This window comes from Streptomyces sp. JLSY215 (assembly GCF_059682825.1).
The window spans coordinates 7474497-7490374 of record NZ_CM185022.1 but is presented as its reverse complement, the minus strand read 5'-3'; the positions used below and the strand labels follow the sequence as shown (position 1 = coordinate 7490374).

Below are 15878 nucleotides of genomic sequence, written 5' to 3'. Positions count from 1 at the left end.
CGAGCGCGCCGGGAGGCGTGGGGTGGCGCGGTTTCCGGGACGTCCGGAAGCCGCGCCACTGCCGTCCCGGGGAAGGGGTTGTGCGCAACAGTTTCGCGCTTCAACTCATCGCTTGAATGCCACCAGTTGATGTTTTGCGCGCCCCGCAGTAGGTATGCCAACGGGTATTGCACGCGGTAGTCAACGGATCACGTTCCGGAACGACGAGGTGGACGGCATCGCCAGTGCCGTCCACGGGCGACGTACGACCAGCGCGGGATGGATCGCGGAGGAGGTCTCGTCTTGCATCGCTATTTCACCGACCAGAGACATGAAGCACTCCGGCAGCGGGTGCGGGACTTCGCGGAGCGCGAGGTCCGCCCCCGGGTTGCCGAAATGGAGGCGAGCCGTTCCGTTTGCCATGACCTTTCGCGCCTGATCGCCCGCCAGGGATGGATCGGCGCGACCGTACAGCGCGCCTACGGCGGGATGGGTGCCGGACACATCGCCAAGACCATCATCATCGAGGAGCTGTCCCGGGTCAGCGCCGCCATGGGCGCGATGGTGCAGGCGTCCCAGCTGGGCGTCGCGAAGATCGTCCACTTCGGCAACGAGGAGCAGAAGAAGACCTGGCTGCCGGCCATAGCCTCCGGCGACTGCCTGCCGACCATAGCCGTGACCGAACCGCAGTCCGGCGGCCACGTCCTGGGCATGGAGAGCACCGCGGTCCGCGACGGCGACGACTACATCCTCAACGGCCGCAAGATCTACGTCGGCAACAGCCATGTCGGCGATCTGCACGGCGTGGTGGTCCGCACCGGCGAGGGTTCCAAGGGCCTGTCCGCGTTTCTCGTCGAGTCCGACAGCCCCGGCTTCCGGGTCGGGGAACAGCAGCCCTCGATGGGCCTGCACGGCTTCAGCTTCGGCGAGCTGTTCTTCGACGACTGCCGGGTCCCGGCGGCGAATCTGCTGGGCCGGGAGGGCGACGGTCTGTCCGTGGCGTACTCCTCCAGCGTGCTCTACGGGCGGCCCAACCTGACCGCGGTGTCGCTGGGGATCCATCAGGCGGTGCTGGACGAGACCTCGCGGTTCTGCGCCGAGCGGCAGCGCTACGGCAATCCGCTGGCCGAGCTGGGCAACATCAAGCTCAAGCTGGGGCGCATCCAGTCCCGGCTGCTGCTGGCCCGGCTGTCCGCGTATCACGCGGTGCACCTGCTGGACCAGGGGCTGCCGTGCGATGCCGAGCTGATGAACGCCAAGCTGGTCAATGTGGAGTCGGCGCTGGAGTCGGCGCGCGATGCGATGGACATCCACGCCGGGTGCGGGCTGTTCACCGACCGGCCGGTGGAGCGCTTCCTGCGCGATGCGCACCATATGTTCGCGCCGGCCGGCACCTCCGACGTCCAGCTGCTGCGGCTGGGCGAGCTGGCGCTGGGCCGGGTGAAGGGCGAGTGGTCGAGCCGGCTGGCGGATCTGCTGCGGCTGGAGCCCGCCGAGCGGCCGGAGGAGGACGCGCCGCCCACGGTGCCGGGCCAGCGCACGCGCCCGAGGCGGGGATACGCCTGGTTCGTGCCGCAGAAGTGAGCGGCCGGGCCGCGGTTCTCGGTCACCGGCACCGATACCGCGGCCCGTCAGGGGGACACCGGGTCAGGAGGCGTCGGACTGCCGCTGTCCCTGCCGCTGCTGATCCTCCATGTGATGAATCTGCTCGACGAGTTCCGCGGCCAGCGACTTGATGGTCGCCAGCCCCTCCCGCCCCCAGGGACGCGGCTCCAGGTCCACCACGCAGACCGTGCCCAGCGTCATTCCCGTACGGTCGATCAGCGGCGCGCCCATATAGGAGCGGATGCCGATCTCGTCGACGACGGGATTCCCCGCGAACCGCGGGTAGTCGCAGACGTCCTCCAGGACCAGGGCCTTGCGGCGGACCACGACATGCGGGCAGTAGCCGTGGTCGCGGGCCATCACCCGGCCCGGACGGCCGCTGGGCGGCGCCGGTCCCAGCTCGACGGCCTGGTCGAGGCCGGGGGCGTAGAGCCCGGCGAAGTACTGTCGTTTCTCGTCGATGAAGTTGACCATCGCGTACGGCGTCCGGGTCGTACCGGCCAGTTTGCGGGCGAAGTCGTCGAACGCGGGCAGCGGGGAGCTGCCGATGCCCAGTTCGCGCAGTCGGGCGACGCGCGCCGGCGCCTCGTTGTCCTCGGGGGTGAGCAGCAGCCGGCGCGTGGGGTCGTACGAGACGTAGGGAACGCGCGAGGCGGAATGCTTCATGGCAGCTCCTGGGTGGCGGCTAGGGCGGGGGTGAGCAGATGCTCGACGAGCGAGACCAGGATGTTGGTGGCCGAACTGCACTGGCGGGCATCGCAGAGGACGACCGGCGTACGGTCCGGGAGGTCCATGGCGGCGCGGACCTCGTCGGGTTCGTAGCGATAGGAGCCGTCGAACTCATTGACCGCGACGATGAACTGGATGCCGCGCCGCTCGAAGAAGTCGACGGCGGCGAAGCACTGGTCCAGGCGGCGGGTGTCGGCGAGGATCACCGCGCCGAGGGCGCCGTTGGACAGTTCGTCCCACATGAACCAGAAGCGCTGCTGGCCCGGCGTGCCGAAGAGATAGAGGACGTGTTCGGAGCCCAGGGTGATCCGGCCGAAGTCCATGGCGACGGTGGTGGTGTTCTTGTCCTCGACGCCCGCCAGATCGTCGGTGCCGATGCCGATCTGGGTGAGGAGCTCCTCCGTACTGAGCGGTTCGATCTCGCTCACCGCTCCGACGAAGGTGGTCTTGCCGACCCCGAAGCCGCCCGCGACCAGGATCTTGAGCGCGGTCGGAAAGAGGTCGGAGGAGGGATCCCCCGGGGTCAGGGGGTCACAGTCGTTTGCGAAGTCCATTCAGCACCGCCTCCAGCAGGGCTCGGTCGGTACGGGACGCGGGATCCGCCGAAACGGCCGCCGGGGCCCGCGCGGTGAGCGCCCCGCAGTCGACGAGGTCGGCGAGGAGCACTTTGGTGACGACGGCGGGCAGCCGTATGTGGGCGGCGATCTCGGCGACCGAGACCGGTCCGCCGCAGAGCCCCAGCACCTGTGCGTAGTCCGGTCCCTGGCAGGCGACGGGCCGCCGTCCGGTGGCCATCACCATGGTCAGCAGGTCGAAGTGCGCGGTGGGGCGGGTCCGGCCGTTGCTGATGGTGTACGGCCGGACGAGCCGGCCCGCCGCGTCGTCGTACCAGGCCGGGTCGTGGCCGCCATACCGCGTCCGGCGGCGCAACGGCATCTTCAGCGACCGCCTGCCGGTGCCTGCCGGCGGGCTGGCGTGGACAGGTACGGCCGGACGCTCTTGACGAGCATCCCCATCTCGTACGACAGCACGCCCACATCGGCGTCGCGCCCCGCCAGGACGGCCAGGCAGGCGCCCGATCCGGCGGCCGAGACGAACAGGACGCTGGATTCCAGCTCGACGGCGACCTGCAGGACCTTGTCGCCCGGCGCGAAGCGGGCTCCGGTACTGCGGGCGAGGGAGTAGAGGCCGGAGGCCAGGGCCGCCATATGGTCGGCGCTGTCCGGGTCGAAGCCGTGAGCGGCCTTCACCAGGCCGTCGGAGGACAGCAGGAGCGCGCGGCGGGTATGCGGGACGCGCTGCACGAGTCCGGTCAGCAGCCAGGACAGTTCCCCCTGCTGCTGGTCCTGGAGCTGCGCATGCGGCGGCGTGTGCACATCACTCACCATGGTTGTGGTCGTCTCCTCGTGGGTGGGCCGACGGGGCCTCGTGGTCGCGTTCGTCAAGCAGCTCAGTGCTGCCGGGGCCGCTGGTGTCGCCGCCCTGGCCTGCGGTGTTGCGGTTGCGGTAGGCGGCGAGGCCGGCCGCGTAGGTGTCGTCGCCGAGGCTGAAGCCGCGCTGGAAGGTGGCCATCAGGTTCGGGTCGTGGTCGCGTTCGGGGCCGGCGTCGGCGGTGGGCAGGATCGGGTCGCCGCGGAGTTCGGGGACCAGATGGGTCTGCTTGATGCGGCGCGGCAGCTGGGGGCGGGTGCCGTTGTCCAGGTCGGCGGGCGGGGCGGGCGGCAGCTGGACGGGGCCGGGCTCGGAGCGGGGGCGCACGACGCGGGGCGGGGGCATGACCGAGCCGTCGCCGTCGCCGCGCCGGGGAGCGTCGAGCGACGGGCCGGGGGCGGCATCGGGGGCGTCGAGGCCCTGGGGTCCCGTGGCGTGCCGGGGGCCGCCGTAGGCGTCGTCGTACGGGTAGGGGTCGTCGCGCTCGGGCGGCGGAGCGGTCTCCGGGACGCCGGGTGCCGCCGCGCCCGGCTCGGCCGATTCGGCCGGTGCGTCGCCGAGCAGCTCCTTGGGCACGATCAGCACGGCCTGCACCCCGCCGTAGATGTTGCTCCGCAGCTGTACGACGATGCCGTGCCGGCGGGCGAGCGAGGCGACGACGAAGAGTCCGATCCGGCCGTCGCTCAGCAGCTCGGCGACATCGACGTGGTCGGGGTCGGCCAGCAGCGCGTTCATCTGCGTCTGCTCGTCGGCGTCCATGCCCAGACCGCGGTCCTCGACCTCGACCGCGAGGCCGGCGGTGACGAGCTGGGCGCGCAGCAGGATCGGGGTCTGCGGGGCGGAGTAGATGGCGGCGTTCTCGACGAGTTCGGCGAGCAGGTGGACGACGTCGGCGACGGCGTGGCCCTGCAGATGGCCCTCGATCGACGGGACGAGCTTGACCCGGGGGTACTGCTCGACCTCGGCGATGGCGGACCGCAGGACCTCGATCATGGAGATCGGGCGGGTCCACTGGCGGCGCGAGATGGCGCCGCCGAGGACGGCGAGGTTCTCGGCGTGCCGGCGGGTGCGGGTGGCCAGGTGGTCGACGTGGAAGATGCCCTTGAGCAGGTCGGGGTCCTCGACCTGGTGTTCCAGCTCGTCCAGCAGCAGGATCTCGCGGTGGACGAGGGACTGCAGGCGCCGGGCGAGGTTCACGAAGACCTCGACCTTCTGCTCGCTGCCGGTGGCGTTGCTGCGGGCGATGGCGACGGCGTCGATGACGGCGGCCTCGGCGGCCCGCCCGGCGGCGCTCACTTCGTGGGCGAGCAGGTCGAGGGTGTCGCCGGTGGGCGCGGGGGCGGGCTCGTGGTCGGGGTCGCGGCGGTGCAGGCGGTCGCCCTGCCGTACCCGGTCCAGGAGGTCGTAGAGGTCGGACTGGCTGCGGGCGCAGACCTCGCGGAGGCGGGCGTAGCGCTGGACGACGGCGCGGGCCTCGGCGTTGGCGGTGGCGCCCGCGGCGAGCACGATGACGCAGACCAGGCCCAGCCCGCCGGCCAGTACCGGCCACTGGCGGCCGGTGAGGTGGGCGCCGCCGGACTGGACGGCGAAGGCGGCGACGGCGGTACAGGTGACCGCGGCGAGGAGGCAGGGGACGGCGGCGAGCCGGACCAGGCGGGACCGTATCGCCGAATCGGCGGCCGACTCGGGGAAGGCGGCCCGGCCGTGCCGTCCGCCTTCCCGCTCCCGCCGCCGCGTGGGGATGGGTAGGGGCGCGCTTCCCGGGGAACGCTGGTCACCGGAGGAACTCTCCACCTCTGGGGACCTCTGAACCTCCGGGAACGTCTGGGTCCCTTGGGGGAATGCGGTAGGCATCGGCGCCCTCCGGATCGGCCGTTGGCAGTTCACGGAGCACGCACGCTAGTTGTTTCCGGGGTGGGGTCCGGACCCACTTCGGGGTTTCGCTACCCCTCGCTACCTCCGTAAGTGGGTTGGTGCGTACGACAGTGCGATTTCATACGAACTCGCGTTCAGGGAGAGGGAGTTGTCGCCCTTTGGGGGTGTCTGTCGAGGCCGGTGGCACCCGGCACCGGCCGTCGGCCCGTCGGCGCCCGTCGGCCCCCGTCGGCAATGAGGTGACACACGTTCGGGCGGTCCGGGTGGCCTCCGGGGCGCGAGGGCTGAAGGCTGAGGGGCGCGCCCGTCCGCACAAGGAGTTCCCGATGCCCTCCATTCACCGTCACGGCGGCCGGCCGCCGAGCGGTGCCTGCCGGGCCCGGCGATGAACCCCCCGCGCCCGCGTGCCACCGGCCCCTGGCCCCGGTACGTCGAGTTCGCCCCGGGCGTCCTGGTCGCGGGCGGGCTCGTGTGGAACACGTTCTCCCCGCAGGAGTACTGGGGAGACCCGATGCTGACGGCGGCCGCCGTGACGGCGGGTGCGCTGCTCTCGCTACGGCACACCGTTGCGGTCGGCATCGCGATCGTCTGCGGCGTCTTCGCGCTGACGGTGAAGGACGGCACCGCCGACAATGTCGTGGGCCATCTGGAGCTCTTCAACACGCTCTTCGCCGCGCTGATGGGCGTCGGGGTCAACCGGGTGGTCGCCCGGCACGGGCGCCGGCTGGACCTCGTACGGACGGTGGCGGAGGCCGCACAGCGTGCGGTGCTGCCCGCGCCGCCGGAGCGGATCGGCTCGCTGGCCATCGCGGCCCGCTACCAGGCGGCCCAGAGCGAGGCCCGGATCGGCGGTGACGCCTACGCCGTGCAGCGGACCCCGTTCGGCGTCCGGCTGCTGATCGCCGACGTGCGGGGCAAGGGGCTCGGCGCGGTGAGCGCGGTGTCGGTGCTGCTCGGCGCGTTCCGCGAGGCGGCGGAGCGGGAGCCGGGGCTGCCGGCGCTGGCCGACCGGATGGAGCGCGCGCTGGTGCGGGAGAGCGAGCAGACCTCCGAGGAGGTCCGGCTGGAGGGGTTCATCACCGCCCTGATCTGCGAACTGCCCCCGGGCGGCGGGCTGCGGCTGCTGGACTGCGGCCATCCGGCGCCGTACCTGTGCCGCGACGGCGAGCTGCATGCGCTGGAGTCCGCGGATGCGGGGCTTCCGCTGGGGCTGGGCGGCCTGGGGGTGGCCCGGCCCGAGCCGGTCGACCGGCCGTTCCCGGTGGGCAGCACGCTGCTGCTGGTGACCGACGGGGTGACCGAGGCCCGGGACCGGACCGGCGCGTTCTTCGACCCGGTGACCGAACTGGCGGGGCGCGGTCCGTTCGGGGACCCCCGGGAGCTGATCGACGTTCTGGTGCGGGAGGTCGAGCGCTGGAGCGGCGGGCCGCGCGACGACGACATGGCAATCCTGGCCATCACCCGGACGGGCACGGCGGGCCCCGCCTAGGCGCCGCCTTGCCTGCGCCGGGCAGCGGGCGCAGGCTGGGCATATGTCCGTCGAGGGCTCCACGCTCATCACGTCCGTGCAGCGCGCCTTCCGTCTGATGGAGGCCGTGGGCGCGCATCAGGGCGGCGCGCCGGCGCAGCAGCTGGCACGCGAGACGGGACTGCCGCTGGCCACCACGCATCACCTGCTGCGCACGCTGACGCACGACGGGTACCTGCGCACACTGGAGGACGGTTCCTTCGTCCTCGGGGACAAGCTGGACACCCTGCATACCGGCGGCCGGGAACAGGCGCAGCTCAGCCACGTCCGCCCGGCCCTGGCGTCGCTACGGGACGATCTTTCGGCCGCCGCCTATCTGACCTTCTACGAGGACGGCGAGATCCGGGTGGCCGAGATCGTCGACAGCCCACAGGCGCCGCGGGTCGACCTGTGGGTGGGCTTCGAGGACTCGGCGCACGCCACGGCGCTGGGCAAATGCGTACTGCGCGAACTCGGCGACGAGGCCCGCGACGAGTACCTCTCCCGGCACGCGCTCGCCGATCTCACGCCGCGCACCGTCACCGGCCGCTCGGAACTCCTGCGGCGGCTTGCGTCGTCGCCCCTTCCGCCGGCCGTCACGGACATGGAGGAGTACACCCTCGGGACGTTCTGCGTGGCGGTGCCGGTGTTCCGCGGGGAGACGCTCGGTTCGCTCGGGGTGTCGCTGCGGGTGAACCGGCTCTCGTCCATCAGCCGGGTCCGCGACCGGCTGATACCGGCGGCGAACCGCGTGACCAGGGCGCTCTCGCTCACCATCTGACATTCCGGCCCTTGCGACGGGCCGCCCCGGCCCGTTCCCTGGACTGAACGGAACGGACGCTTCTACACATACGGGCCGTGAGCATCTAGGTGCCGTGAGTGAAGACCTGCTGCGGCACGTGGGCGGGCAGCTGCACGATGACGCCGCGATGCCGCTGCTGCGCAGGCCCGGCCGCGCCTGCGCAGCGGCGCACGGCTCCGGCGCGACCGCATCCCCGCCACCCGGCACGGCCCCTACCTCATCCGCTCTCCCCTGCCAGGTCGAGTGATTCGGCGAACGCCGGCGCCAGGGGAACGGGCCACTTCCGGGTCAGCGGCAGGGACAGATCGCGCCACCACGGGGACGTCGGAAGGTCTCCGGCCGGCTCGAAGGACTGCCCCGGAACGGGGAACGCCACGTCCTGCGCCACGGCCTTGGCCGCGGCCATGGTCCACTCGGCCGGCTCCGCCCACGGATGCGGCGCGAGCTGGAACGTGCCCCAGTGGATCGGCAGCAGGACCCCGGCCGCCCGGCCGTTTTGCAGGTCGAGATGCGACCGAACCCCTTGAGCGGGATTCATGTGAATGTCCGGCCAGGCTCCCGGCAGGGGCGTGTCCAGCGGGTGGTTCCTGGGCCAGAGGTCGGAGTACGCGCCGAGCTGGATCATCGTCGCGTCGAACGGGCCGTGCGCGGCACCGATCTCGGCGAAGCCGGGGAAATAGCCGGTGTCGCCGCTGTGGAAGATGCGGTGCTCGGGTCCCGCCACCACCCAGGAGGCCCACAGGGTGTGCTGGAGGCCGCGCAGCCCGCGCCCGCAGAAGTGCTGTGCGGGGGTGGCCGTCAGGGTCAGGGCGCCGACCCGGGTGGATTCCTGCCAGTCCAGCTCGGTGATCCGGTCGGCCGGCACACCCCAGAATTCCAGGTCGGCGCCGATCCCGAGCGGTACGACGAAGGCCGCGCCGGAGTCCCGCAGGCCCCGGATCGTGGGCATGTCGAGATGGTCGTAGTGGTCGTGCGAGATGACGACGACATCGACCGGAGGGAGCTCGGCGAGCTCCACCGGCACCGGGTGCAGCCGCTTGGGCCCGATCCAGGTGAACGGCGAGACGCGCTCGCCCCAGACCGGGTCGAAGAGCACCCGGTGGCCGTCGATCTCGGCGAGCACGCTCGAATGACCCATCCAGGTGATCCGCAGGCCGGAATCGGGCGGCCGGCCCCAGTCCGCGGCGGTGGGCCGGTGCACCGGTATCCGGCCGATCGGCGTCCGGCGCCGCCGGCTCTCGCGGCTCAGCTGCTCACGGGCCATGGGCAGCGCGGACCTGCGGAACAGCTGCCGGGTGGCGGCGGGGTTGCGGAACTGGCCGTCGCGGAACTGCGGCGATCTGCGGATCCGCGCCAGCCGCTCGCCGGTGGGATCGGCGCCGAAGCTTGCGGGGCGCAGGGCGCGCAGGGGCGTGGGGCGGGAACCGGGCACGGCACCTCCATGGTCGGGGCGGTCGCGAGGTGAACGCACCGCGCGAACGGCAGGTTCCGGCGCATCGGACCGCGCGGCGCTCCCGGTGCCGGCGCACCACGACACCCGGACCTCCTCACCATCACCCGCTGGGACGAACCGCGCGACCGGCCGTGGCATTCCCCGCCCCCGGGGAAGGGCGTCCCGCCCTCAGACGAAATTGACCTCGGCGCGGCGCAGCAGGGGGTCATCGACCATCTGCCAGAGCGGGACGGCGTAGTTGCCGTAGCCGTAGCGGCCGCCGTAATGGAGGCCGAGGACGCGGTGGTCGGTGAGGTCGAGGACCGGGGAGCCGCTGTTGCCGCCCAGGGTGGAGCAGTCGTGCTTCATGGTGGTGCGCTCGGGCAGCAGCTCCGTGGTGGTGCCGGGCTGGAGGCGTTTGACGTTGTAGACGTCCATGAAGATCCGGCGCATGGATTCCGGTTCGTTGCGGCGGCCGTCCCAGGCGGGATAGCCGACGCAGTACACCGGCCGTCCGGGCAGGTCGGGGGGCGCGTCCGCGGCGACGGCGAGCGGTCCGGGCGGCGGGGCGGGGCCGGCGGACGGAGCGACCCGCAGCAGGGCCATGTCGACGTCCTCGTGGATGCCCAGCACCTCGGTGATGCGGTAGGCGGCGGAGCCGTCGTCCGGGGCGGCGGTGCCGTACTCCTCGCCCATGTCGAGTGCGGCGCTCATGCCCTGCTGGAAGGTCCACCCGGTGCCGTCGCTGCGGGCGAACTCCACCGCGACATGACGGTTGGTCATCACCGCTTCCGGGCTGACGAGGAAGGCCGTGCCGAGCCAGTCCAGGCTGACGTGTCCGCTGACCTCGACCCGGCCGACCCGCACGAGGGATTCGCGTATCGCGGCCCGGTGGCCGTCGAGCACCGCCCAGTCGCCGGCGGGCGGGACGAAGTCGTGGTGCTGGACCAGGAGGGCGGGACGGCCTTCCAGGAGGACGATGGCCTCCATGCCGAAGGACTCGTCGTCGCTGACCTCGTCGGCGCGCCCCGCGGCCAGCTTCTCCAGGCCGTTGGCGCCCGCGGACAGCACCCGGGTGCGTTCCTGCCGGGCGTACTGGGAGATCTGTCCCGCGGGGAGTTCGGCGGCCGGGAGATCCGGCGCGGACTCCGGGACTTCCCAGGTCAGGCCGTCCCGGACGCGCTGGGCGACCTCCCGCAGGTCGGAGAACACCTGCTCGGGACCGGTGGCCACCGGTGATCGGCTCCGGTTGCGCATCATGCCCTCCTTGGACCGATGACGAGGCTTGGTGGTGTTGTCGCTCGGTGATGTTGTCGCCCGGTGGCGCTGTTCAGTGGTGCTGCGCCGTGGCGATCTCGGTGTGGATGTCGGGGTGGGTGGCCTCCAGGTGGCGCATGACGACGTCCATCTGGGTGCCGACGTTGACGAAGGCCGTGGTCTTGCCCTGGAACATCACGTTCTCCACGCGCCGCGTGCCCCGGTGGAGCGCCACCACCTTCCAGTCGTCGGTGAGGACGGGCGAGCCGGAGGAGCCGCCGCGGGTGTCGGTGAAGTAGCGCACGTCGTTCTCGTCCGTCTCGTAGACGAGGTTGTTGCGCAGTGCGACGCGTTTCGAGAGGCCGCCGGGGTGCTGGATGATATTGACGGCCACATAGTCGCCGTCCGCGACGGCCAGCGGTTTCCGCGCCAGTTCCAGGACCGGACGGGCGGGTTCGGCGGCCAGCCGGAGGACGGCGTAGTCGAGTTGCGGGTCGGCGGCGACGAGTCCGGTGATGGCGGCCTCTTCGGTCTCCGTGCCGTCGATGTCGGTGTCGTAGTCGAAGCGGGCGTGGGCGTGCTGCGCCTGGAGGTTCAGGTCGTCGGTCCCCGCGACCGGGCGGCCCTCGCCGGTGCCGGTCCGGGCGTTGACCACATGGTGGTTGGTGATCAGCAGGGAGGGGGCGACGAGCCAGCCCGTACCGGAGTGCGGGAAGCCGTTCGGCTGGAGCGGGGCGCCGCCCTCGAACGGCAGGACCTTGAGCCGGGCGACGGCCGTGGCGGCCAGGCCTCCGACCCGCAGAAAGCCGATGGGCACGGTGTCGTCCCGGTGGACGATTTCCTCCTTGGTCTCCGGGGCGGACACCCCGGCGAGGACGTCCGGCTCGCCGCCGGCCTGCCGCGCCACATCGTCGAGGGCGCGCTGGAAGACGGCGAGCGGGGCGGCCTGGGCGGTCTGGGCGACGGCGTTGCGCAGCCAGATCTCCAGCGGCACGGAGCCGTCCACCAGCCGCTCCACCCCGTTCATGGAGTTGAGGTCGGAGTGCACCTGCTGTCCGGGCGCCGCCAGCCGCGGCAGGACGCCCTGGTACTTCAGCATGATGCCGTCGAAGAGGAGCGGGCGCAGGGCGGGTTCGGCGAGGCCGGTCTCCAGGGTGGCGTCAAGGACATGCCGGACCTGGTCCGGCGGGAGGTACTTGGTCACCGCGCACTCCTTTCGCTCGGCCGCGGGCTCCGCTCCCGCGGGCTCCCGGCCCCGGCGGGCGGGGCCGGGAGCCCGGTCGGCCGGCCGCCGGTGCCCACACCCATGGCCGCGGCCACCCCGGCGTCGATCTCGCCGCTGGTGTCGGCCACCGTCAGCAGCCGGCGGGCGAGTTGGCCGAGGGTGCCGCGGTCGCGGGCCAGGCGCAGCAGGTCGGCGATGCCGTGCTGTTCCTCGCCGGGTCTGCGGTACGTGCCGATGGCGTCGTTCAGGATGTCCATGACGGGTCCGAGCAGCGCCGGCCGGCGGGTGGTGGCGCGGCGCATCGCCCCACCGAGGGTTTCGAGCGTCGCATCGTCCGCCGGCAGCCCGGCGACCTTCAGCGCATGGTCGAGCGCACCGGGGTCCCGGTCGTAGATCTGCGAGGCCACGGCGCGTACGAGGACGGGCTGGTCGGCGAGGACGGCGTCGGGCATCTCCCGTAGCTTTACGGCGAGTTGGCCGCCCGCTTCGGTGTCCTGCTGCTCGGCCGCGGCGGCCAGCCGGGCGCGGGCCAGCAGGGCGCCCATGGCCTCCAGGTCCTGCCCGAGCGCGACGGCGGTGTCCTCCGCCTCCCGCAGATCGCGATCGGCGCTCGCCAGGTCGCCGGCGTTCTCCGCGAGGCGGGCGGCGAGCAGCAGCAGTTCCAGCCGCCGTGCGGCGCAGTCCGCGTCCCGGGTCCCGGCGAGGGCGTCCGCCACCGCCTGCCGGGCCTCGTCCCGCCGCCCGAGCAGGCACAGTGTCTCGGCGAACAGCGGATGCAGCGGGCTGCACGGCGCCCAGGGGCGGCGGCGCCGGATCCGGTCGTGGGCCTCCTGCGCGAAGCCCTGGGCGAGCAGGTCCGCCACCTCGCGGGCGGTGATGCGTTCCCAGTCCGCCTGCTCGGCGGCCTCGGTGACCTTGTCGGACGCCCCGGTGCCGAGCCGGGCCGTGAGCAGCGCCGCCGCCCGGGGCGGCAGGTCCTGCTGGGCGCCGAGCAGGAACCGCTCCACACCGGGCAGCCAGCGTTCCTCCACCGAGCGCGGGTCCTCGTCCAGCCGCAGCCGGTGGTAGATCTCCTCGGCGCGGTCCGCCGGCCCGTCCCGTGCGGCGTAGTAGCCCACCGCGCGGCGTTCGACCTCGTGCAGTACGGCGGTGTGGTCGCCGTCCGGCAGCCTCAGCATGATCGCGCGGACATCGGCGCGGTAGCGGACGGCGTCGGGGCCGGCGGGCTCGACCATGTCGAGGCGGCACAGCTCGTCGAAGAGTCCCCGGGCGGCCTCCAGGGTCGGCACCGGCAGTCCGCAGGGTTCGGCGAGGACGTCCTTGATGATCTCGGGGGTGATGGTCCGCAGTGCCAGGCCCGGACGGGCGAGGCGGCGTACGTCCTCGTCGGCGATGTGGCTGAGGATGCGGTCGTAGAGGACGCCCTGGACGAGCAGCTGGTCGACGCGGCGGAAGTCCCGCTCCCGGCGGGCGGGCAGGCGCTGCAGGAGTTCGCCGGTCAGGTCGGCGCCGTCGCTCCGGGCCAGGGCGACGGCCCGTGCCGCCAGCTTCAGGCTGAGGGGGTGGCCGCCGACCCGCTCGGCCAGCACCGTTGCCACATCGGGGTCGGTGACGCCGCAGTCCTCCAGGAGGGCGACGGCCGCGGCGGGTTCGAGTTCGTGGAGTTCGATCTCCCGCGGAGCGACGTCGCGCGCCGGATGGTCGACGGGGGCGCGGCCCGCGACGACCCACCGCATCCGCGGATAGACGCTCTGGAAGGCGCGGCAGGTCGCCCACATCCGGCCCACCATCGGCGATCCGCGGTACTGGGCCTCCTCGAACGAGTCGATGACCAGCACGAACGGCTGCTCTTCCTGGTCCGATCCGGCCACCGCCCGGCGCAGGACATCGGCGACCCGCGCGATGAGGCCGCTCTCCCGCCCGGTGGCCAGGGTCTGGAACTCATGGGAGGAGCTGCGGCCCAGGACGGAACGGGTGGTGGCGAGGCCGTACAGCTGCGTCACCCGGTCCTGTTCCTCCCGCTGGCTGCCGGCCGCCTGCCGGCACTCCTCCGCCAGTGCCTGGAACTCGGGGCGGTGCGCGGGGTACTGGATGCCGAGCTGCCGGGCGGCCTCGGCGATGAGGGTGACCGGTTCCTGGAGGGAGAGCGTGGGCCGCTCGAAGTCGATGTAGGCGAACGGGAAGCCGGGCCTGTCGTGGTCGATGCTGTGGAGCAGGAACGCGGCGAGCAGGGTGCTCTTGCCCATGCCGCCGGGCCCGTGGATGACCAGTGGGGGCACCGGCGGCGGCTGCGCGTCGCGCACATAGGAGCGGATGGCGGCCAGTTCGGCGGTACGGCTCTCGAACGGTCCGCGTACGAGGCGTTCCAGGGGCTGCCGGAGCCGGGCGCGGTCCAGGGCGAGCTGGAGTTCGTCGGCGTCCGGCAGGCCGTGCACGCCCGGTACGAGGGAGAGCCGGCGCACCGCGTGGAGGGTGTCGGCCAGTTCGTCGGGGGTGTGGTTCTGGTGTGGCGGCGGGTGGCCGGAGAGATAGGCCAGGCAGAGGCGTTCGGGGCCGGAGTCGGCGCAGAACTGGTCGCGGTTGGCCTCCAGGGCGCTGCGGGCGGCGTCCGGGCCGGGCAGTGCGCGCAGGGCGGCATCCCGGATTTCGGGCCGCAGGCTCCATACGACGGTGTCCTTCATGCCCGTGGTCGTGCAGTCGTCGAGCAGTTCCAGGGCCGCGGCTCCCGTGGCGCCGGTCTCTCCGGGGAGCCTGAGCAGGCGGGGGTCGAACCGGGAGAGCAGGCAGGCCGCTGCGCGGTAGGCGCGGCGGGCGTCCGAGACGGTGGCCGACCGGTCCTCGGCGGCGCACAGCTCCTGGCTCAGCCGGGCGGCGAAGACGTTCCGCTCCCCGGAGGATCGATAGACACTGACCGCTTCCTCCGCCGCTGTGCAGACCCTCCGCATGTAGCATCCGCCGCCGTTGCCGCTCTTCGTCGCGGCGCGCAGCACCTCTTCGACGGTCAGATCGACCATCGCGGCGATGCTGTCGTCGGAGCCTTCGCCTTCGCCGAGGCGGGCGGGCGGGGATTCGCGGAAGTACTGGTCGAAGAAGTCGTGCAGGTCGCGCTCTCCGACGATGCGTGCCGTGTCCCGGCACTGGCTCGCCTTCAGCTCCGGCCCGAGGGGGTTCGTGCCGGGTCCGCAGCCGAGGAGCACCAGGCGGGGTGCCTCATCCCCACACGCCTGGTCGTAGATGGCGAGGGCGATTTTTCCGATGGTGTCGCAGACCTCGGAGCCCGGTTCGAACTTGTCGCATTCGTCGAGGACCAGCCAGAGCCGCTCATCGAGGGCGGTTGCCCGGCTGACCACCCGGTGCACCGCGTCGTCGATCGACGACGGCGGATCGTTCGGGCCCGTGGGATTCAGTGCGAGGTGCGCGGCGGGGGCGTCGACGATATCGGCCAGTCGCCCGATGAGTCTGTCGGGGGTGATGTCACGGGAAAGGGTGATGCGCACCGGACGGAATCCGCTCTGCTGCCCGAGGTGGCGCAGAAAGGTGTAGGTGTACGATCTGCCGCTGCCCGGTTCGCCGTCGACGAGCAGCACGAACTTGTCGGGGCTCGCGACGAATTCCCGCAGGGTCTCCCGTAGCTCCGTGCGGTCGATGAAGACCTCGTCGCCGAAGACGCTGGTACGGAAGTTGTCCTTGACCTCGGCGCGTATGTCCGCCCGCATTTGCCGGTCCGAGCGCAATGTGCGCAGAAATTCCTTGCCTTTTTCGACATCGGGCAGAACGGCAAGCGCATCGATGGAGATGACGGCCTCGACGAGTTTCAGCTGCCGCTGGATGTCCTCGCGGGAAGCGCGCACCAGCACCCGGGCGTTGGTGGCGCTGACATTGGTGAGCGGGAGTGTGGCGATGAATTCGTCGGGGAATCCGTAGAGGCGGAGCTGCGCGTACGGATCCACGGCGTTCAGGAGATATTCCCGCACCCAGATCGTGACAAGGTCCCAGTCCTCGTCGGACAACGGCATGACGCACCTACCAAGCCGCG

Annotated in this window: 13 protein-coding genes; 4 read left to right on the top strand and 9 right to left on the bottom strand. The window is 72.1% G+C overall.

Annotation, left to right across the window (positions count from 1 at the left end):
* The first annotated feature begins 282 nt into the window (after window positions 1–282).
* Window positions 283–1563, top strand: coding sequence for an acyl-CoA dehydrogenase family protein (locus AC5677_RS33200; protein ID WP_497191577.1), 1281 nt, complete (start codon window positions 283–285; stop codon window positions 1561–1563).
* A gap of 63 nt (window positions 1564–1626) precedes the next feature.
* Here AC5677_RS33200 and AC5677_RS33195 read toward each other — a convergent pair whose 3' ends face one another.
* Genes AC5677_RS33195 through AC5677_RS33175 form a run of 5 tightly spaced genes read right to left on the bottom strand, consistent with a single transcriptional unit; the run spans window position 1627 to window position 5538 of the window.
* The gene (locus tag AC5677_RS33195; RefSeq protein ID WP_497191576.1) at window positions 1627–2250 is read right to left on the bottom strand and encodes a GAF domain-containing protein; all 624 of its coding nucleotides are present in this window, start codon (window positions 2248–2250) and stop codon (window positions 1627–1629) included.
* On the bottom strand, window positions 2247–2867 hold the full coding sequence (locus AC5677_RS33190; RefSeq protein WP_497191575.1) for a GTP-binding protein: 621 nt from the start codon (window positions 2865–2867) through the stop codon (window positions 2247–2249). The genes AC5677_RS33195 and AC5677_RS33190 overlap by 4 nt, the downstream gene beginning before the upstream one ends.
* Complete coding sequence (locus AC5677_RS33185) at window positions 2845–3249, bottom strand: DUF742 domain-containing protein (RefSeq protein WP_497191574.1); 405 nt, start codon at window positions 3247–3249, stop codon at window positions 2845–2847. Before AC5677_RS33185 ends, AC5677_RS33190 begins: the two co-directional genes overlap by 23 nt.
* Window positions 3250–3251: 2 nt before the next feature.
* Window positions 3252–3701 carry a roadblock/LC7 domain-containing protein gene (locus AC5677_RS33180; protein ID WP_497191573.1) on the bottom strand — a complete coding sequence of 150 codons (450 nt, stop codon included), beginning with the start codon at window positions 3699–3701 and terminating at the stop codon, window positions 3252–3254.
* Window positions 3691–5538, bottom strand: a complete 1848-nt coding sequence (locus tag AC5677_RS33175) for a sensor histidine kinase (RefSeq protein ID WP_497191572.1) — start codon at window positions 5536–5538, stop codon at window positions 3691–3693. Before AC5677_RS33175 ends, AC5677_RS33180 begins: the two co-directional genes overlap by 11 nt.
* 466 nt (window positions 5539–6004) lie before the next feature.
* Here AC5677_RS33175 and AC5677_RS33170 point away from each other — a divergent pair, with 466 nt between their 5' ends.
* From AC5677_RS33170 to AC5677_RS33160, 3 genes are all read left to right on the top strand, one after another.
* Window positions 6005–7108: a PP2C family protein-serine/threonine phosphatase gene (locus tag AC5677_RS33170; RefSeq protein WP_497191571.1), complete on the top strand. Its 1104-nt coding sequence runs from the start codon at window positions 6005–6007 to the stop codon at window positions 7106–7108.
* A 43-nt stretch (window positions 7109–7151) separates the two neighbouring features.
* A complete protein-coding gene (locus AC5677_RS33165; protein ID WP_497191570.1) occupies window positions 7152–7907 on the top strand; it encodes an IclR family transcriptional regulator in 756 nt (251 codons plus the stop codon).
* Window positions 7908–8001: 94 nt separating this feature from the next.
* Window positions 8002–8175: a hypothetical protein gene (locus tag AC5677_RS33160; RefSeq protein WP_497191569.1), complete on the top strand. Its 174-nt coding sequence runs from the start codon at window positions 8002–8004 to the stop codon at window positions 8173–8175.
* Here the strand turns inward: AC5677_RS33160 and AC5677_RS33155 are convergent.
* The 4 genes from AC5677_RS33155 to AC5677_RS33140 form a co-directional block, all read right to left on the bottom strand.
* Window positions 8146–9360 carry an MBL fold metallo-hydrolase gene (locus AC5677_RS33155; protein ID WP_497191568.1) on the bottom strand — a complete coding sequence of 405 codons (1215 nt, stop codon included), beginning with the start codon at window positions 9358–9360 and terminating at the stop codon, window positions 8146–8148. The two genes, AC5677_RS33160 and AC5677_RS33155, sit on opposite strands and share 30 nt — an antisense overlap.
* Window positions 9361–9549: 189 nt before the next feature.
* Window positions 9550–10617 carry a trypsin-like serine peptidase gene (locus AC5677_RS33150; protein WP_497196847.1) on the bottom strand — a complete coding sequence of 356 codons (1068 nt, stop codon included), beginning with the start codon at window positions 10615–10617 and terminating at the stop codon, window positions 9550–9552.
* Window positions 10618–10690: 73 nt separating this feature from the next.
* On the bottom strand, window positions 10691–11821 hold the full coding sequence (locus AC5677_RS33145; RefSeq protein ID WP_497191567.1) for a trypsin-like peptidase domain-containing protein: 1131 nt from the start codon (window positions 11819–11821) through the stop codon (window positions 10691–10693).
* On the bottom strand, window positions 11818–15858 hold the full coding sequence (locus AC5677_RS33140; protein ID WP_497191566.1) for an AAA family ATPase: 4041 nt from the start codon (window positions 15856–15858) through the stop codon (window positions 11818–11820). The genes AC5677_RS33145 and AC5677_RS33140 overlap by 4 nt, the downstream gene beginning before the upstream one ends.
* Between the last annotated feature and the right edge of the window lie 20 nt (window positions 15859–15878).

Coding starts and splice junctions, on each gene's coding strand:
- AC5677_RS33195 (WP_497191576.1), bottom strand. CDS start 2,250: ATGAAGCATTCCGCCTCGCGCGTTCCCTACGTCTCGTACGACCCCACG.
- AC5677_RS33190 (WP_497191575.1), bottom strand. CDS start 2,867: ATGGACTTCGCAAACGACTGTGACCCCCTGACCCCGGGGGATCCCTCC.
- AC5677_RS33185 (WP_497191574.1), bottom strand. CDS start 3,249: ATGCCGTTGCGCCGCCGGACGCGGTATGGCGGCCACGACCCGGCCTGG.
- AC5677_RS33180 (WP_497191573.1), bottom strand. CDS start 3,701: ATGGTGAGTGATGTGCACACGCCGCCGCATGCGCAGCTCCAGGACCAG.
- AC5677_RS33170 (WP_497191571.1), top strand. CDS start 6,005: ATGAACCCCCCGCGCCCGCGTGCCACCGGCCCCTGGCCCCGGTACGTC.
- AC5677_RS33165 (WP_497191570.1), top strand. CDS start 7,152: ATGTCCGTCGAGGGCTCCACGCTCATCACGTCCGTGCAGCGCGCCTTC.
- AC5677_RS33150 (WP_497196847.1), bottom strand. CDS start 10,617: ATGCGCAACCGGAGCCGATCACCGGTGGCCACCGGTCCCGAGCAGGTG.
- AC5677_RS33140 (WP_497191566.1), bottom strand. CDS start 15,858: ATGCCGTTGTCCGACGAGGACTGGGACCTTGTCACGATCTGGGTGCGG.